16 protein-coding genes are annotated in these 16,934 nt (G+C 65.3%); 12 read left to right on the top strand and 4 right to left on the bottom strand.

The features are described 5' to 3' along the window. The first annotated feature begins 117 nt into the window (after positions 1–117). On the top strand, positions 118–669 hold the full coding sequence (locus F3H41_RS21190; protein ID WP_188129396.1) for a hypothetical protein: 552 nt from the start codon (positions 118–120) through the stop codon (positions 667–669). Between the two features lie 59 nt (positions 670–728). On the opposite strand, the gene F3H41_RS03940 is transcribed toward F3H41_RS21190, so the two are convergent. Continuing rightward, positions 729–1,694: a hypothetical protein gene (locus tag F3H41_RS03940; protein ID WP_149738206.1), complete on the bottom strand. Its 966-nt coding sequence runs from the start codon at positions 1,692–1,694 to the stop codon at positions 729–731. Positions 1,695–1,968: 274 nt separating this feature from the next. Between F3H41_RS03940 and F3H41_RS03935 the strand changes: the two genes are divergently transcribed. The 4 genes from F3H41_RS03935 (at position 1,969) to F3H41_RS03920 (ending at position 5,578) form a co-directional block, all read left to right on the top strand. After that, positions 1,969–2,553 (top strand): nitroreductase, encoded by a 585-nt coding sequence (locus F3H41_RS03935; RefSeq protein WP_149737237.1) that lies wholly within the window; start codon positions 1,969–1,971, stop codon positions 2,551–2,553. After that, positions 2,553–3,158 carry a flavin reductase family protein gene (locus F3H41_RS03930; RefSeq protein ID WP_149737236.1) on the top strand — a complete coding sequence of 202 codons (606 nt, stop codon included), beginning with the start codon at positions 2,553–2,555 and terminating at the stop codon, positions 3,156–3,158. Before F3H41_RS03935 ends, F3H41_RS03930 begins: the two co-directional genes overlap by 1 nt. A 127-nt stretch (positions 3,159–3,285) precedes the next feature. After that, on the top strand, positions 3,286–4,425 hold the full coding sequence (locus tag F3H41_RS03925; protein WP_149737235.1) for a DUF2336 domain-containing protein: 1,140 nt from the start codon (positions 3,286–3,288) through the stop codon (positions 4,423–4,425). 145 nt (positions 4,426–4,570) lie between these two features. Next, positions 4,571–5,578 carry an aldehyde reductase gene (locus tag F3H41_RS03920; protein ID WP_149737234.1) on the top strand — a complete coding sequence of 336 codons (1,008 nt, stop codon included), beginning with the start codon at positions 4,571–4,573 and terminating at the stop codon, positions 5,576–5,578. 40 nt (positions 5,579–5,618) lie between these two features. On the opposite strand, the gene F3H41_RS03915 is transcribed toward F3H41_RS03920, so the two are convergent. Beyond that, the gene (locus tag F3H41_RS03915) at positions 5,619–6,143 is read right to left on the bottom strand and encodes a hypothetical protein (RefSeq protein WP_149737233.1); all 525 of its coding nucleotides are present in this window, start codon (positions 6,141–6,143) and stop codon (positions 5,619–5,621) included. A gap of 218 nt (positions 6,144–6,361) precedes the next feature. Between F3H41_RS03915 and F3H41_RS03910 the strand changes: the two genes are divergently transcribed. Then, a complete protein-coding gene (locus F3H41_RS03910) occupies positions 6,362–6,823 on the top strand; it encodes a GNAT family N-acetyltransferase (protein ID WP_149737232.1) in 462 nt (153 codons plus the stop codon). Positions 6,824–6,861: 38 nt separating this feature from the next. Here the strand turns inward: F3H41_RS03910 and parE are convergent, their stop codons facing one another. After that, positions 6,862–8,943 (bottom strand): DNA topoisomerase IV subunit B, encoded by a 2,082-nt coding sequence (gene parE / locus F3H41_RS03905; protein ID WP_149737231.1) that lies wholly within the window; start codon positions 8,941–8,943, stop codon positions 6,862–6,864. Between the two features lie 283 nt (positions 8,944–9,226). On the opposite strand from parE, the gene F3H41_RS03900 reads away from it, so the two are divergent. From F3H41_RS03900 to F3H41_RS03875, 6 genes are all read left to right on the top strand, one after another. After that, positions 9,227–10,141, top strand: coding sequence for a hypothetical protein (locus F3H41_RS03900; protein ID WP_244616068.1), 915 nt, complete (start codon positions 9,227–9,229; stop codon positions 10,139–10,141). Positions 10,142–10,387: 246 nt separating this feature from the next. Further along, positions 10,388–11,827, top strand: a complete 1,440-nt coding sequence (locus F3H41_RS03895; RefSeq protein WP_149737230.1) for a UbiA family prenyltransferase — start codon at positions 10,388–10,390, stop codon at positions 11,825–11,827. Further along, positions 11,824–13,152 carry an FAD-binding oxidoreductase gene (locus F3H41_RS03890; protein WP_188129382.1) on the top strand — a complete coding sequence of 443 codons (1,329 nt, stop codon included), beginning with the start codon at positions 11,824–11,826 and terminating at the stop codon, positions 13,150–13,152. Before F3H41_RS03895 ends, F3H41_RS03890 begins: the two co-directional genes overlap by 4 nt. A gap of 90 nt (positions 13,153–13,242) precedes the next feature. Next, positions 13,243–13,680, top strand: a complete 438-nt coding sequence (locus F3H41_RS03885; protein ID WP_244616067.1) for a transporter — start codon at positions 13,243–13,245, stop codon at positions 13,678–13,680. After that, positions 13,677–14,687 carry an NAD(P)-dependent oxidoreductase gene (locus F3H41_RS03880; RefSeq protein WP_149737228.1) on the top strand — a complete coding sequence of 337 codons (1,011 nt, stop codon included), beginning with the start codon at positions 13,677–13,679 and terminating at the stop codon, positions 14,685–14,687. Before F3H41_RS03885 ends, F3H41_RS03880 begins: the two co-directional genes overlap by 4 nt. 14 nt (positions 14,688–14,701) lie before the next feature. Then, positions 14,702–16,153, top strand: a complete 1,452-nt coding sequence (locus tag F3H41_RS03875) for an aspartate aminotransferase family protein (protein ID WP_188129332.1) — start codon at positions 14,702–14,704, stop codon at positions 16,151–16,153. A 72-nt stretch (positions 16,154–16,225) separates the two neighbouring features. On the opposite strand, the gene F3H41_RS03870 is transcribed toward F3H41_RS03875, so the two are convergent. Further along, positions 16,226–16,933: a hypothetical protein gene (locus F3H41_RS03870; RefSeq protein ID WP_149737226.1), complete on the bottom strand. Its 708-nt coding sequence runs from the start codon at positions 16,931–16,933 to the stop codon at positions 16,226–16,228. Position 16,934 lies beyond the last annotated feature (1 nt).

Below are 16,934 nucleotides of genomic sequence, written 5' to 3'. Positions count from 1 at the left end.
GTGGGGTACAGCCTGACGTGACGGCTCGCGACAAATTCCGGTTGATTCCGGGCGCTGTCCCGCTAGCATCTCGGGCGAACCGGACAGCAGGTGTCCGGACTGTTTCGGAGCCGGGACATGCAACGCGTGCGCGATATTCTCGAGGTCGTCGTTCAGATCGACAATCATATGCCTGCTCATGTCGTCATCCATGCGGTGGGGCAGGTGACCAGTACGGGCTGGACCTCGCCGAGCCTTGATCCGTGGTTCTATATCGATACGCCGCAGGACGGCTTTCAGGACTTCGATTTCACCGCCGAGCCGCCGGCGGCCATGGCCAACATGATGCTCTCGACCATCACGGCCGCCTTGCATGTGCCTGTTGATATCAACAATTACTGGGGACCGGACCAGCCGCTGCGCGGCGTGCGCATCCACAGCCAGCGCGCCATCCAGGAGTTTGGTCTGCATGATGCGCAGCCGCTGATGCTCAACCGGCGGTTTCCCTGGGACGTGTTCAAGCCGGGGCAGGCGGCCGGTTCTGTCAACAGCCCGATCTCCAGCCTCGTCGGCCGGCCGCTGCGGGTCTATCACACCGGCGACATGCTGACGCAGGACTACCAGCCGCAGCGCGTCAATATCGAATTGAAGCCGGACAGTTCCGAGATCGTGCAGATCACGTTCGGCTGACGGGAGGCGCCGATGGGGCGCCATTGCCGATCGGATCGCCGGTCGGGCAGGGCGCCCGCCTACTCCGCGATGGCGGCGGCCCGGGGCCCCTGTTCGGTCTGGTGCTCGGACAGCAGCACCTCGACATCGGTGTTGACGCCGGCCCGCACGGTAAAGTCGCGCTGGTAGATCTTGTCCTTGTTGCGGGCAACCGCGATATAGCCGCCTTCCGCCAGCACGATGGTCGGGAAGGCGCCGACACTTTCGCTGACGGTGTCGCCGGATGCCGTCAGGATCGACCAGGCCGTGTCGGCGATGGCCTCGCCGCCGGGTCCGGCCACGAGCTTCAGCGTCAGCTTGGCGGCGCGGTGCTGGATGGTGGCTTCCGTCAACTTGCCGGCCTCGATCTGGATGTCGGCGCGGATGGTGGCGTTGACGTCGCCATAGTTGGACACGACGTGGTAGGTGCCGGCATTCAGCCGCACGACCGTATTCGGTTTCACATCCGCCATGATCAGCGTGCGCTCGCCGTCCTCCTTTTCCTCCGCCGAATAGATCGAGAAGGAGAGTTCGCCTGGCGGAATGCGCACGTCGGCGCCGGAGACGGCATTGAGCTTGACGGCACCGGCATCGAGCACAAGCTGCTGGCGTTCCACGGCACCGGTTTTCGGGATCCTGATCTTGCGGGTGGCGGCGGCGCGGCCGAAGGCGACGTTGACGAAATATTCGCCGGGCACGAGGTTGAACGCGGCCGATCCGCCCTCGGCCGTCGCCAGAAGCGGCAGCTTGCCGTCGGCGCTGGGAATGGGCGAGAAGATGCGCCAGGTCAGTCCCTGCTCCACCGGCTTGCCCTTGGCCGTCAGCAGCGCTTCGAGCCGGACATCCCGGGTGGCGGGCGCCGCCTGCTCGATGGTCAGCGGGTTGAAGCTGGTCGTGTCCGACCCGGCCGGCAGGCGACCGGCCCGGCCGGAGGGCGTTTCCGTGCCGAGCGGGAAACTGCTGAAGGCGTCGGTGGCATCCTGCGCGGCCGCGCTCCCGCCCATCATCACCGACAGAGCCGCCACGACCAGCAGCCTGCTTCGGCGTGATCCTTCAGTTTTCGGGCTCTCGGGCGGGGTGTGCATGGTGCTGTTGACTTCCTGAGCGTCCGGCTCCACTTGAAGCCGGCCTGTGGCATTTTCGTGGCTCGCGCGGCGGGCCGCGTCACCCTCACGCGGTGCGTCACAAGCGCACCGGCCGCGTCATGAACTTGTGTCGATGCCTGCCGTTTGCATAATGCGGCAGACCCGATCGCGACATGCTTATTGGAATTCCCGCCCGATGAAAACGCAAATCACGCTTCCCGACTATCTCGCCACCCGCCGCTCGATTCCGGCCTTCCAGATGGCCGAGCCCGGCCCCGCGCGGGCGGAGGTGGAGGAGATGCTGACGCTTGCCTCGCGCGTGCCCGACCATGGCAAGCTGGCGCCCTGGCGCTTCATCGTCTATCGCGGCGCGGAGCGCACCCGCATCAGTGAAGCGCTGGCCAAGATCGCCATGGGCGACAAGCCGACCCTTTCCGACGAGATGGTGAAGGTGGAAAAGACGCGGCTGACCCGCGCGCCGGTCGTCGTCGCCGTCATCAGCCGCGCCGCACCCCATGCGAAAGTGCCGGAGTGGGAGCAGGTCATGTCGGCCGGCGCCGTCTGCCTCAACCTGCTGATGGCCGCCAATGCCCTTGGATTTTCTTCCAACTGGCTGACGGAATGGTACGCGTTCGATGAGCGCGCCTTCCCGATCCTCGGCGTCGAGCCGGGCGAGAAGGTGGCCGGCTTCATCCATATCGGCACTGCCACCGTGCCGCCGACGGAGCGGCCGCGCCCGGCGCTCGCCGACATCGTCACCTGGGTCGGCGGCGACGAGTGATGTTCTACGAGACGAAGGACAATCACCACGGGCTGGCGCACGATCCCTTCAAGGCCATCGTTTCGCCGCGCCCGATCGGCTGGATCGGCACGCTCTCCAAGGATGGCGTGCGCAATCTTGCGCCCTATTCCTTCTTCAACGCCATCAGCGACCGGCCAAAGCTCGTCATGTTCTCCTCCTCCGGCTGGAAGGACAGCGTCGAGAATGTGAAAGAGACCGGCGTCTTTACGGCGAGTTTCGTTGGCCGGGCGATCGTCGATGCGATGAATGCGACATCGGCGCCCGTCGGGCCGGAGGTGGATGAATTCGCGTTGGCCGGCCTGACGCCCGAGCCTGGTCGCCTCGTCAACGCGCCCTTCGTGGCGGAAGCGCTGGCGGTCTTGGAATGCCGGGCCACCGACATCCTCCAGCCGAAGGGCCTCGACGGCGCGCCGTCCGACAATTTCATGGTCATTGCCGAAGTGGTCGCTATTCATATCCGCGACGAGGCGATCCGCGACGGGCGATTCGACATGGGCTTTGCGCGTCCTGTCGGCCGGCTCGGCTACATGGATTATGCCGATGCCGGCGATGTCTTCGAGCTCAGGCGGCCGGGCGGCCGATAGCGCTGTCGGCCGCAAGATGCGTGTCTCCAGCCTTTCCAGTCTGTTAAAGGACATGGTGAACCAATCATAAACCTTTCCCACCTAATGTTGCTCGGGACAAGTCGGGTCTTGGTCGGGTGGGGCGTTCGTGATCGTACATACTTTTCTGCGTTGGATTGAAACGGCGAGAGTGGCTGATCGGTCGCGGGCGGCGAGTGCGCTGGCGCGCGCTTTCCGTCAGCGTTCGTTGACGGGGCCGGATGGTCATGCGGCCGAGATGGCGATGACCTTCCTTCTTGATGATCCCTCGCCGAAGGTGCGCCTGGCGCTTGCCGAGGCTATCGCCGACAGCGCCGATGCGCCGCGCTCACTCATCCTGCCGCTGGCGGCCGATCAGCCCGAGGTCGCCTATACGGTGATCTTCCGCTCGCCGGTCCTGACGGACGACGATCTGGTGGACCTTGCAGCCCGCGGCACGGCGGAGCTTCGTGGCGTGATTGCCGCGCGACGGCAGATTTCGCCCGGCATCTCGGCCGCCATCGTGGAGATCGGCGGACTGGCGGAAATGCTGATCCTTCTCGACAATGACAATGCCGTCCTGACGCCCCGCACGCTGCGGCGCATCGCCGAGCGTTTCGGCCATGTTCCGGAAGCACGCGAGCGGCTGCTGGCCCATTCGGCGCTGCCGAGCGATGTGCGCCATATCCTCATCGAAAAGGTCGGGCAGGCGCTGGCCCTTTCAGGTCTGGTGCGCGCGGTTGTCGGCGGCGAGCGGGTCGACCGCATCGCACGCGAAGCCTGCGACACGGCGGCCGTCGAGATGGCGGGAACCTCGCCGCAGGCCGAACTTCCGCGGCTTGTCGCGCATCTGAGGGACACCGGCCGCCTGACGCCGGCCTTCCTGCTGCATGCGCTGGTCTCCGGCCGCATCGATTTTTTCGCCACGGCCATCGTCATCCTCTCCACGGTCGACGAGCGCCGGGTGCGCTCCATCCTCTCGGACGGACGTCTGCATGCCATCCGGGCCCTGTTCCAGAGCGCCGGCCTGACGCAGGAGCTCGGCGCGCTTTTTGCCGAAGGGGTGCTGCTGTGGCGCAGCGAGCGCACCCGCCTTGCCGGCGGCGATGTTGCGGATGTCGCGCAGGACCTCCTGCAGCGGCTTGCGCAGACGAAGGCGGTGCTGGCAGGCAGCCCGGCCGTGCGCGCCATCCTGGAACAGCTCTCCATCGCCGAACGCCGTCGCGGCGCGCGGGCCTACGCCTCGCAGATCACCCGCAAGGCGGCGTGAGGCCGCTTTCTCCTCAACTGCGCGTCGTTCTTCCGTCGCACGGCTTGCCTCTCGGCGTGTCCCGGTCCAATTTGCCGGCTCGCGCCAGCGCACCACTTGCATGATGCGAGCGAGACAAGGATTGCAGCCGACGGAGGTTTGCGACATGGACGTCATTCTCGTCACCGGTATCGGCGGTTTTATCGGCCGGCATATTGCGGCCGAGTTGCTGCGCGCCGGCTTTTCCGTCCGGGGCACGCTGCGTGATGCCGGTCGCATCGGCGACATCGAAGCCTCGATCCGTGCCGACGCCGGTCCCTCATCCGGGACGATCACCTTTGCGACCGCCGATCTGCTGGCTGAAGGGGGCTGGGCCGAAGCCATGCAGGGCATCGCCGCCGTTGTCCACAGCGCCTCGCCGTTCCCGGCGCAGGTACCGGAGAATGATTCGGACCTCGTCCGACCGGCGCGGGAGGGCACGCTGAGGGTCCTGTCTGCTGCGCGGCAGGCGGGGGTGGAGCGCGTGGTGCTGACCTCTTCCATCGCGGCCGTCTGTTACGGTAGCGGACGCTCGCCTTTCACCGAGGCGGACTGGACGGATCCCGACGGACCCCTGACGACACCTTATTATCGCTCCAAGACTCTGGCCGAGCGTGCTGCCTGGGATTATGCCAAGGCCGAAGGCCTCGCGCTTTCCGTCATCAATCCCGGCCTCGTGCTTGGGCCTTTGATTGGCCGCGACTACGGTACCTCGGTCGGCATCGTCGCCAAGGCGATGCGTGGCGTCTACCCGGCCGTGCCAAAGCTCGCCCTGCCGGTGGTGGATGTGCGCGATGTGGCCCGCGCCCATGTTCTGGCCCTCCAGACACCGGCCGCCATTGGCGAGCGCTTCATCGCGGCGACGGAAACGCTGACGTTTCTGGAGATCATGCAGATCCTGCGCCTGCATTTCCCGAGCCATGCCCGGAAACTGCCGCGCTTTACCGTCCCCAACGCCCTCGCACGAATCGTCGAGCGGTTCGATCGTTCCCTGACGCCCATCGTGCGCGAACTCGGGCGGGACACGCGGGTGTCGAACGAAAAGGCCCGCCGCGTGCTGGGCTGGGCGCCGCGTACGAGCGAGGAGGCTGTTGTTGCGACCGGACGCAGCCTGATTGCGGCCGGGCTCGTCTGAGGGCCAAGGTTAAAACTGCGGACCGGCGCGGGACGAGGCTTCACTGGCCGCTAAAGCGGCGCGCGACCCAGGAATAGCCGTCTTCCAGCGTATGCACCGGGGTCGTCACGACGGATTTGAGCTGGTCGCGGCTCGGCAGCACGCCGGTGATCATGTCCAGCGCCCGGCGCGGCAGCGGCTTTTGCCCTTCCGGGGTCTGTTGGCCTTCGGGGGTGAGGGGCGCTCCGTCCTGCAGGACGTTGGCCGTTGCGGCCTGACTGCCTTCGGGCGGCACGGGGATGGTCTCGCCCTCTGCCAGCGGCGCCTCGCCTGTCGTCGCGGGCGCCGTCGCCGTCTTGCCGGCTCCCGCATCGCCGGCGATCGAGGCGGTATCGGCGTCCGGCGTCTCGCAGACGGCGACGATCACCGGGTAGTTCTTGTCCTGGTGGGTCGCGATTTCGCTCTCCGAGCGGCTGTCGCACTCGCTGATCGACGTGAAGCTCCGCTCCACGGTTGCCACATAATGGCACTGGGTGACGCTGTCGTCGCAGCCGAGAATGGTCATCACAATCAGAGCGGTCTTCATGGGTCCCCCGGAAATGAGACGCCGTGCGGCGGCGTGCGGGCAGTCGCGCAAGTGGCCGGACCATAGTCATGATCCCGTATGAAACTATGGCAAGCTGGCGATGCTGGCCAGATTTTTGTCATGAGCCGCCGCAACATCGTCGATCGCGCGCTTGACGCCATGCCGCCAACCGGTCCAGTCCTTCCGGACTTGCGCAGGCAGATAAAGGACAGACCCGCATGAGCGTCACCATTGCCATCGAACCGGCGCGCCAGAGCGCCGTGATCGGTCTCCTGGAGCAGTCCGATCGCTACATGGAAGCGCTCTATCCGCCGGAGAGCAATCACCTCGTCGATATCGCGGCGCTGGAGAAGCCACAGGTGCGGTTCCATGTGGCGCGGCATGAAGGGCGCATCGTCGGCTGCGCCGCGCTGGTGCTGGCGGGCGACGGGACGGCCGAGATCAAGCGCATGTTCGTCGACCCCGCCGCCCGGGGCCTGAAGATCGGCCGGCTGCTGATGGAGGCGCTCGCCGCGACCGCGACAGGCGAGGGCCTCAGCGCCATCCGCCTCGAGACCGGCATCCACCAGCCCGAAGCCATCGGCCTTTACCGCAGCGGCGGCTATGTCGAGATCGCGCCGTTCGGCGACTACAAGCCGGACCCGCTCAGTCTCTTCATGGAAAAGACGCTGGTCCGCTAGGCTTCCGGCAATTCCGCACGGGGCTTCTTGCCGACAGCTCAGATATCGAGATTGTCGGCAAAGGCGGCGCGTTCCTGAATGAAGCGGAAGCGCGCGTCGGCCTTGGTGCCCATCAGGTTGTCAACCGCCTCGCGCGTGCCTTCGAAATCCACCTCGTCGATCGCCACCTTCAAGAGAGTGCGCTTGGAGGGATCCATGGTGGTTTCCTTCAGCTGGGCCGGCAGCATTTCGCCAAGACCCTTGAAGCGGCCGATTTCGACCTTGCCGCGGCCGTTGAAGGCGGTGCGCATGATCTCCTCGCGGTGCGCGTCGTCGCGGGCGTAGAGGGTGCGTCCGCCCTGGCTGAGGCGGTAGAGCGGGGGAACGGCAAGGAAGAGGTGGCCGCCGCGCACCAGTTCCGGCATTTCCTGATAGAAGAAGGTGATGAGCAGCGAAGCGATGTGGGCGCCGTCAACGTCGGCATCGGTCATGATGATGATGCGCTCGTAGCGCAGGTCCTCCTCGCGATATTTCGAACGCGTGCCGCAACCGAGCGCCTGCACGAGGTCGCCGATCTGCTGGTTGGCCGAAAGCTTGTCGCGGCCGGCGCTGGCGACGTTGAGGATCTTGCCGCGCAGCGGCAGGATCGCCTGGTTGGCGCGGTTGCGTGCTTGCTTGGCCGAACCGCCTGCCGAGTCGCCCTCGACGATGAAGAGTTCGGCGCCTTCTGCGGTGTTCTGGGAGCAGTCGGCGAGCTTGCCGGGCAGGCGGAGCTTCCTCACCGCGCTCTTGCGGTTGACTTCCTTTTCCTTACGGCGGCGCACGCGCTCCTCGGCGCGTTCGATCACCCAGTCGAGCAGCTTGGCCGCTTCGCCCGGATTGCCGGCGAGATAGTGGTCGAAGGGATCGCGCAGCGCGTTTTCGACGATGCGCTGCGCCTCGACGGTCGCCAGCTTGTCCTTGGTCTGGCCGACGAATTCCGGTTCGCGGATGAAGACCGAGAGCATGGCGGCGGCCGAAATCATCACATCGTCGGTGGTGATGATCGCCGCGCGCTTGTTCTGGGTCAGTTCGGCGTAGGTCTTCAGGCCCTTGGTGAGGGCGATGCGCAGGCCCGCCTCATGGGTGCCGCCTTCCGGGGTGGGGATGGTGTTGCAGTAGGAGTGCACCTGACTGTCGCCGCCATACCAGGTCACGGCCCATTCGAGCGCGCCGTGGCCGCCGGTCTTTTCGGTGCGGCCGGCAAAAATCTCGCGGGTGACGGTGAAGTCCTTGCCGAGCGTGGCGGCGAGATAGTCCTTCAGGCCTCCGGGGAAGTGGAAGACGGCCTTTTCCGGTACATCCGAGCCCTCAGGCAGCAGCGAGGGGTCGCAGACCCAGCGGATTTCCACGCCGCCGAAGAGATAGGCCTTGGAGCGCGACATGCGAAACAGGCGGCCCGGATCGAAGCGCACGTTCTCGCCGAAGATCTGCGGATCGGGGTGGAAGCGCACCCGCGTGCCGCGCCGGTTCTGCACGTCGCCGACTTCCTCAAGCCCGCCCTGCGGCAGGCCGCGCGAGAAGCGCTGGCGGTAGAGCTTGCGGTTGCGCGCCACTTCCACTTCGAGAACGTCGGAAAGCGCGTTGACGACGGAGACGCCGACGCCGTGCAGACCGCCGGAGGTCTCGTACGCCTTGCCGTCGAACTTGCCGCCGGCATGCAGCACCGTCAGCACCACTTCCAGCGTCGACTTGCCCGGGAATTTCGGATGGTTCTCGACCGGAATGCCGCGGCCGTTGTCGGTGACCGTCAGGAAACCCTCGGCATCGAGGCTGACCTCGATGAAATTGGCGTGGCCGGCCACCGCCTCGTCCATGGAGTTGTCGATGACTTCGGCAAAGAGGTGGTGCAGTGCCTTCTCATCGGTGCCGCCGATATACATGCCGGGACGGCGGCGCACCGGCTCCAGGCCTTCCAGCACCTCGATGGCGGAGGCGTCGTAGCCGCCCGTATCCGAGCCGGCCGGCGCCGCACGGCTTTCGGCGACAACGGGTGCGGCGGCGCGCTGCACGGCGGCCGGCGTCGTCGCGGCCGGGCGCGGGGCCGGGGCGGCCGGAGCCTTCGGGGCGGCGGGAATGGCGGAGAAGAGATCGTCGGTCATGCCGTCCTTCGGGTCGTTCTCGTCAAATCTGTTGTCTGGCCGGCTATTATTGGCCGGTTGCCATCTGCCGCATCACGTCGACGGCAGGCGCTGGTCGCCATAGGCTTCTCGCGCCTGCGGCGTCGCGCCGGCCACGATGCGCCGGGCTCCAGCCCGCCTCAAGTCTGCCGCGAATCACCGCGCATCCTCGATGGCTGTTCCCGTTCCGTTTACTCCAGAACGGTTGCGTTGCGGAAGGGCCGGTGGCAAGGCTCTTGGCAAGGCGAAGGAGATTCCGGCCCGCATGTCCACAGTTCATTTCACCTCAGGCGTTCCTCGCCCCCTTCGTTTGCGCCTGCGCGTCGCCGTGAGCGCCGTTGCGATCGCCCTCGTTTCGGCCGCGCCGGCCGCCGCGGAGCTGCTCAAACCCTTCAAGGATGATCTCTTCAGCTATGATCCGATCCTTGAAACGGCCGATGACGGGGCGCGGCTGACGGTCGGCTACGATGAAATGCGCGATATCAACGGGCGCGACGAGATCCCCGAGCGCCGCGTCAAGCGTGCCTATGTGGATCTTTCCGTCAAAGGCCGGCAGGCGCTGGAGAGCGTGCCGACGGCGCGCGGGCCGCTCGAGGTCGCCCGCACCGGACCTGCCGAGGGCGCCGCCTTCAGCGTCGTCTTCATCCACGGGCGCGGCGGTGACCGGCGGCTCGGCAACAATGACTTTTCCTTCGGCGGCAATTTCAACCGCATCAAGAACCTCTCCGTCCGCAATGGCGGTGCCTATTACAGTGCCAGCATGAGGGGCTTTGACGGGGAGGGCGTCGCCGATCTTGCCGCCCTCGTCGGCGCTCTTTCGCAGCGCAGCGGCGGCCGGCCGGTCTATGTCGCCTGCGCTTCCATGGGTTCGTTCCTGTGCTGGGGCCTTGCGCGCGATGTGGGCGCGGTCAAGGAGATGGGGGGCATGATCATCATGGGCGGGCCCGCCGATCCAGACTATGCGAAGACACCGGCCTACAAGGCGCGCCTGCCGCTTTATCTGACTCATGGAAGCCGCGACAGCGTCTACCCGGCCGCCGCGCAGCAGTCGGCCTACCAGCGGCTGCGGGCCGCCGGATATCCCGTGCGGTTCGTGCTGTTTTCCTCCGGTTCGCACGGAACGCCGGTGCGCATGACGGACTGGCGGGCGGCCCTCAATTTCCTCGCAGCGTCCCGTTGAGGGGCATGATCCTTCAAATTGTCCTCGGCCAACCGAGACTTTCTTAACCACAGCTTGAGATCGGCGGCTGGAAAACGGGGCGTTTTACCAGTTCGGCAACCCGGCCGTGCAACTGTGTCCCTGCCTGCGGGAGTGAGACCAGAGCGGAAGTTCAATCCGCGCCCTTCCGACGGTTTTGATTGACGAGCGCAGGGCGGACCATCTGGCCCGCACGCCTCAAAGGGTCGAAACAGGGAGTTGCATTCAATGGACGCGCGCACCGAAACGCGGCACATTCCGCTTTGCGTGGATCTCGACGGAACGCTTGTGGCAGCGGACACGCTGTGGGAGGGGATGGCGATCATCCTGCTTCGCAATCCACTGATGATTTTTGCCATGGTCGGCTGGGCGCTCAAAGGCAAGGCGCGGCTCAAAAGCGAAGTCGCCCGTCGCTCCGGCCGGGTGGCTGCCGACTGGCCCTACCGCGATGCCGTGCTCGAGCGGCTGCGGCGCGAGCGGGCCAGCGGGCGTCCGGTCATTCTCGTGACCGGGGCCGCGGAAAGCGTGGCGCGCGACATTGCCGCCCATACCGGCCTTTTCACCGACATCATGCATTCGTCCGAAACGCTGAACCTCACCCATAGCCGCAAACGCGAGGCGCTGATTGCGCGCTACGGCGAGGCCGGTTTCGACTACATGGGCAACAGCCGCGACGATGTGCCGGTCTTCGATGCGGCCCGCCGCGCCATTGTCGTTGCGCCGGACGCGGCCGCCGAGGCCTGGCGCCGCAACCATGATGCCGAACGCCTCGACACCGGCCGCACGAGCCCGATGGCAGCATTGCGGTCGATCCGCGTCCACCAATGGGCCAAGAACGTGCTGATCGCCGTGCCGATGGTGCTCAATCATGAGGTGCTGCACCTCGACGCGCTGACCTCGGTGATCATCGCCTTCTTTGCCTTCTCCTTCCTGGCGTCGGCCGTCTACGTCATCAACGATCTCTCCGACCTCAGCAATGATCGACGCCACCCGAAAAAGCGGTTCCGGCCGCTCGCCAGCGGGCAGATGTCGGTGCCGGTCGCCATCGCTCTGGCTGGCTGCCTCATCATCGCCTCCTTTTCCCTGACGCTGGCGCTACCGCTCGAATTTGCCTATGTGCTCGCCTTCTACGCCGTGGCGACGACCGCCTATACATTCCTGCTGAAGCGCAAGCTGCTGGTCGATGTCTTCACGCTGGCGGGTCTTTATACGGTGCGGATCGTTGCGGGCGCGGCGGCCACCGATACGCAGCTGTCCTTCTGGCTGCTCGCCTTCTCGATCTTCTTCTTCCTCAGCCTCGCGCTCGTGAAGCGCTATGTGGAGCTCAATGAATTCGAGGGCGAACCGGAGGCCTTTGTGCCGGGGCGCGGCTATCAGGCCATCGATTTCGACATGGTCGGCCAGGCCGGCATCGCCTCTGCCTTCACCGCAGCCCTTGTTCTGGCGCTCTATGTGCACAGCCGCGAGATGGAAGCGATGTATTCCAATCCGCTGGCGCTCTGGCCGCTCTGCCCGCTCGTTCTCTACATGCTGCTGCGCATCTGGATGCTGGCGCGCCGGCGCATGCTGCACGAAGATCCCGTGGTGTTCATCATGCATGACTGGCGTTCGATCTTCACGGTGGGCATTGGCGCCGTGCTCGTCGTCGCCGGCACGATCGGGAGCTGAGCGTGGGCACGTTCGACAGCTGGGGCCGGGTCGTTTCGCGCACGCGCCAGGCCATCGCCCCGGACGACTACGACAACCGCATCGGCGCGCTTGGCGCGGAGGCCTTCCTGCCCTTCGGCCAGGGACGCTCCTACGGCGACAGTTGCCACAATGATACGGGCAGCCTCATCGAGATGCGCCGCCGCGCCCGCATAACCGCTTTCGATCCGGGTACGGGGATCCTGACCTGCGAGGCCGGGGTGACGCTGCGCGAGGTCATCGAGCATGTCGCGGCACATCGCTTTTTCCTGGCGGTCACGCCCGGCACGGCCTTCGCCACGATCGGCGGCGCCATCGCCAACGATGTGCACGGCAAGAACCACCATGCGCGCGGCAGCTTCGGCCACCATGTGCTGTCCTTCGACCTGCTGCGCTCGGACGGTACGTTGCTGACCTGTTCTCCCGACCAGAATCCCGCGCTTTTTGCCGCGACGATCGGCGGCATGGGACTGACCGGTGTCATCCTGAGCGCCCAGCTGCAGCTGATGAAGGTGCCGGCCGTGCATGTGCAGCAGCATGCGATCCGCTTCGACAGCCTCTCGGACTATTTCGCCCGCGTCGAGGCGGTCGATGCCGCGCATGAATATTCCGTCGCCTGGATCGACCAGCTGGCAAAGGGCAGGGGCTTCGGACGCGGCATTCTTCTGGCCGGCGACCATGCCAATGCGGATGGTGAAATTCCGGACATTCCGAAGAAATGGGTGCGGCCGTCGGTTCCCTTCATGCCGCCCGTCAATCTCCTGAACGGTCTGACGCTGAAGGCCTTCAACGAACTCTATTACCGCAAGGCGCGGCCCGGCGAACAGGTCTCGACGGTGCCCTGGACGAGCTATTTCTATCCGCTCGACGCCATCGGCGACTGGAACCGGCTTTACGGCCCGCGCGGCCTTTTCCAGCACCAGAGCGTCTTTCCGCTGGAGGCCGGCGAAGCGACGGTGAGGGCCCTGATGACGGCGGCGCAGGCGGCCGGCCACGCTTCCTTCCTGACGGTTCTGAAGAAGTTCGGCGATCGCCGGCAGCGCGGCCTTCTTTCCTTTGCGCGCGAAGGCTTCACGCTGACGCTCGATTTCTCAAATCAGGGCGCGTCGACGCTCGCGCTGCTCGACCGTCTCGATGCGATCGTGATGGCCGCGGGCGGGGCGATCAATCCCTACAAGGACCAGCGCATGGCGCCCGCCACCTTCGCCGCCTCGTTTCCGGACTGGGAGCGGCTGGAGGCGGTGCGCGATCCCGCGCTGATGTCCGATTTCTGGCGGCGCACGGCGATGGCGCTCACCAATCGGTAACCCAAGGTGTTCGATTAAAATAAACCACTGTTCTTCATCGAATAGTACGTCTTCTCCGGTACTTCCGAGACTGGAAAAAGGGACAAGGACATGAAGTATCTTCCATTTATCTTGTTTACTGTACTGACGAACGCGGCCGCCCAGCTGATGCTGAAGCAGGGCATGACGACGCTGGTCTCGCCGCTGTCGGACAATATCGTCCTGAAGCTGCTGCAGATCGTCTTCAACCCTTGGGTCTTTGCCGGTCTCGTCACCTTCGTCATCTCGATGGCCTCGCACCTCTTCGTGCTGTCCAAGGTCGAGTTGTCCTTCGCCTACCCCTTCCTCAGCCTCGCCTATGTGGCCGTGGCCGTCTTTGCCTACTTCCTCTTTCGGGAGGACATCAACGCCTGGCGCATTGCCGGGATCGCCTTCATCTGCGTCGGCACGGTGCTGATCGCCCAGTCCGGTGTCTCGACCCCGGACGCGGGACAAGCGCCTGCCCTCGCCAGCGACAACGCCGACATGAATATCGGGAGCCAGTCATGAAACATGTGATCTTCGGGGGCGACGGTTTCGTCGGCCGCCATCTTGCCGAACGCCTGCTCAATGAGGGCGAACAGGTCCTCATCGCCGACATCGCCAAGTCCGACCTTGCGATCTACGCCCGCGCGCAATATGTGCGCTGCGACGTCACGGACCCCGCAAGCGTTGCCAAGGTTGATATCGGCCCTGACGACATGGTCTACAACATGGCCGCCAAGATGCTCTCGCCGCTGCAGAAGCGCAAGGATCGCTGGCAGTTCTTCTGGCCGGTGAACTATTATGGCGCAGAGAACATCATGAAGGCCACGGCTGCGGCCGGCGCGACGAAGCTCGTGCAGTTCACCACCGACATGATCTATGGCCATACGGTCCAGTCGCCGCAGGCCGAGGACCATCCGACCGCGCCGCTCGGCGAATACGGCAAGTCGAAGCTTGCCACCGAGGAGCTCGCCTATGAATGGCGCAATCGCGGTCTCAACATCACCATCTTCCGTCCGCGCCTCATCATCGGCCCGGGTCGCCTCGGCATTCTCGAAAAGCTCTTCAAGCTCATCGACGCCAACCTGCCGGTGCCGATGATCGGCTCGGGCAAGAACCCCTACCAGTTCATCTCTGTCTTCGATTGTGCGGAAGCGGCCCGTCTCGCCTGGAAGGGCGGCGTGCCGAATGCCGAATACAATCTCGGCTCGGACAATCCGCCTTCGGTGCGTGCGCTGCTTGGCGGCCTCATCCGCCATGCCGGCTCGAAGTCCTTCCTGCTGCCGACGCCGGCCTTTGCCGTCAAGGCGACGCTGGCCGCCTTCGACCGCATCAACCTGCCGATCATGGACCCGGAACAGTATCTGATCGCCGACGAGATGTGCGTGCGCGAAACCGGCCGGCTGAAGCGCGATCTCGGCTGGAAGGCCGAGTACAACGACGCCGCCATGTTGATCGCCGCCTATGACGAATACCGCGCCAAGAAGGCCGGCCGGGGCTACGCCCAGCCGCACGCCGTTCCAGCCGAATGAGGGAAAACACGACCATGCTCGACAGACCGGACCGCGTGGCGCTCGACGCCCCCAAGCTTGACGGCTCGATCGCCAAGCCGAACCTGATGACGGTGGAAGAGGCCAAGGCGATGAGCGTCGCCGACATGACGACGCTCTTTAAGGACCACCTCAACCCCGGCCAGCTGCATTTCATGAAGCTGCTCGGCTTCAACAAGATCAAGGTCGAGACAGCCGAGGGCATGTATTACATCGACCAGAACGGCCGGAAGATTCTCGACTTCTTCGGCGGTTTCGGCTCGCTGGCGCTCGGCCACAACCATCCGCGGATCATCGCGGCCCGCAAGCAGTTCCAGGACGAGAACCGCCACGAGATCGGCATCGCCTTCATGTCGCAATATGCGGCGGCGCTCGCCAAGAACCTTGCGGAAATCGCCCCCGGCGATCTCGACATGGTCTTCCTCGGCTCGTCCGGCTCGGAGGCCATGGAAGCGGCCATCAAGGTCGCCGAACGGGCCGCCGGCCCGAAGCGCCCGCGCATCGTCTATGCCGAGAATTCCTTCCACGGCAAGACCAAGGGCGTGCTGTCGATCACGGACGGGCCGCTTTATCGCGGCGAGTTCAGCCTGCTCGACAACAACATCAAGGTGCCGTTCGGTGATATCGACGCCATCCGCCGCGCCTTTGAGAGCGACCCGACCATCGGCGTGATCGTGCTCGAAACCATCCAGGGCGGCGGCGGCATCAACATCGCGCCGCCGGATTTCTGGCGCCAGGTGCGCGCGCTCTGCGACAAGCACGGCGTCGTCTTCGTCGCCGACGAGGTGCAGTGCGGTGTCGGTCGCTCCGGCCGCTTCTTCGCCTTCGAACATGCCGGCATCGTGCCGGACGTGACGGCAGTCGCCAAATCGCTCGGCGGCGGCAAGACGGCCGTCGCCGCGATGATCGCCAAGCGCGACATCTACATGAAGGCCTACGGCACGCCCAAGACCGCGATGATCCACGCCCAGGCGACCTTCGGCGGCATCGGCGAAGCCTGCATCACGGCCATCGAGACGCTGAACGTGCTCTATGACGAGGACCTCATCGAGAACGCCGCCGTGCAGGGCGACTACCTCGTCGAGCGCCTCAATGCGCTGAAGGCGAAATATCCGAAGATCATCAAGGATATCCGGGGCCAGGGCCTGATGGTCGGTCTGGAGTTCCATGACTTCAGCCAGACGCTGCCGATGGTGCTGCGCCCGGTCGTCGCCATGCTCGACGACAAGCTGAAGGGCTCGCTTTCTGGTTTCGTCGGGGCGCTGCTCCTGCGTGACTACGACACGCTGGTGGCCTTCACCGAATACAATCGTAACGTCATCCGTCTGCTGCCGCCGCTGATCTGCGAGCGCCAGCATATCGATCATCTCTGCGACGCCCTCGACGACCTGCTCGGCCGCGGCATCATCCGCATCGTCAAGGACTTCGTCGGCAGCCAGGTCGGCTGATCGCCGCAATCGGTACGACACGGCCGCCGGTGCTGACTGCATCGGCGGCCCTTTCACGTTTCAGGGCGTCGCTCAGGAGCGCAGCAGCACCTTTGTCGATTGCACGGCGACGGCGACGCGCTGGTAGTGCTGCTGGCGCTTGTCGGAATTGTCGGCGGCGCGCAGCAGTTCGGTCTGCAATTCCGTGACAACCTGATTGGCGGCGGCCATGGCCTTGGCGAGGTTCTGACGCTTGATGGCGCGGTAACTGCGGTTGCGGGCAAAACGCGGATTGGCGCCGGGCTTGGCATCGAGCCTCGGGGCGCGCGTGTCGACATTGGCGCGCACGATGGCATCCAGCTTGTCGGCGGCGCGGATGATCGCACGTTTCATGTCGCCATAGGCGGCGTTGCGGGGAATGCGCTGCGCCGTCAGGCGAAGGCCGCGCTGCAGACAGTCGATGCGGTAGACGGGGTCGTAGCGCTGGCACTCGGCCTTCACCGCATCGATGTTGCGCACGATGCTGGTGGTGAAGGGAACGCTCAGGCTGTCGTCCGGGCTGAAATTGGAACCGTCTTCGCCGATCTGGGGCGTTGTCTGGTTTCCGGTCGGGCCGCCGGTCGGACCGGAGGTCGTCTGCGCGACAACGAGGGCATTGTCCGCGGCAACGAGCGCCAGTGCCATCAACAAGACGATGGCGGCCCGGCTGCGCACCGGGCGTTTGCTCCTGGCAGGCGCCGTGTCGTCGTGGTGCCGGCCGCCGTCCGTTTCGGCCTCCTGCTGATCCGGTGTCGTCTGCATG

Origin of the sequence: Rhizobium sp. RU20A, assembly GCF_900155885.1 — a bacterium.
GTDB lineage: Bacteria > Pseudomonadota > Alphaproteobacteria > Rhizobiales > Rhizobiaceae > RU20A.
Note: the sequence above shows the minus strand (reverse complement) of the source record. Positions and strands in the feature narration are given on the sequence as shown.

Excerpts from the sequence above, each read along its gene's own strand:
- F3H41_RS21190 (WP_188129396.1), top strand. The coding sequence starts at position 118 with ATGCAACGCGTGCGCGATATTCTCGAGGTCGTCGTTCAGATCGACAAT.
- F3H41_RS03900 (WP_244616068.1), top strand. The coding sequence starts at position 9,227 with ATGTCCACAGTTCATTTCACCTCAGGCGTTCCTCGCCCCCTTCGTTTG.
- parE (WP_149737231.1), bottom strand. The coding sequence starts at position 8,943 with ATGACCGACGATCTCTTCTCCGCCATTCCCGCCGCCCCGAAGGCTCCG.
- F3H41_RS03880 (WP_149737228.1), top strand. The coding sequence starts at position 13,677 with ATGAAACATGTGATCTTCGGGGGCGACGGTTTCGTCGGCCGCCATCTT.
- F3H41_RS03895 (WP_149737230.1), top strand. The coding sequence starts at position 10,388 with ATGGACGCGCGCACCGAAACGCGGCACATTCCGCTTTGCGTGGATCTC.
- F3H41_RS03940 (WP_149738206.1), bottom strand. The coding sequence starts at position 1,694 with ATGATGGGCGGGAGCGCGGCCGCGCAGGATGCCACCGACGCCTTCAGC.
- F3H41_RS03875 (WP_188129332.1), top strand. The coding sequence starts at position 14,702 with ATGCTCGACAGACCGGACCGCGTGGCGCTCGACGCCCCCAAGCTTGAC.
- F3H41_RS03885 (WP_244616067.1), top strand. The coding sequence starts at position 13,243 with ATGAAGTATCTTCCATTTATCTTGTTTACTGTACTGACGAACGCGGCC.
- F3H41_RS03935 (WP_149737237.1), top strand. The coding sequence starts at position 1,969 with ATGAAAACGCAAATCACGCTTCCCGACTATCTCGCCACCCGCCGCTCG.
- F3H41_RS03920 (WP_149737234.1), top strand. The coding sequence starts at position 4,571 with ATGGACGTCATTCTCGTCACCGGTATCGGCGGTTTTATCGGCCGGCAT.
- F3H41_RS03930 (WP_149737236.1), top strand. The coding sequence starts at position 2,553 with ATGTTCTACGAGACGAAGGACAATCACCACGGGCTGGCGCACGATCCC.
- F3H41_RS03910 (WP_149737232.1), top strand. The coding sequence starts at position 6,362 with ATGAGCGTCACCATTGCCATCGAACCGGCGCGCCAGAGCGCCGTGATC.
- F3H41_RS03915 (WP_149737233.1), bottom strand. The coding sequence starts at position 6,143 with ATGAAGACCGCTCTGATTGTGATGACCATTCTCGGCTGCGACGACAGC.
- F3H41_RS03870 (WP_149737226.1), bottom strand. The coding sequence starts at position 16,933 with ATGCAGACGACACCGGATCAGCAGGAGGCCGAAACGGACGGCGGCCGG.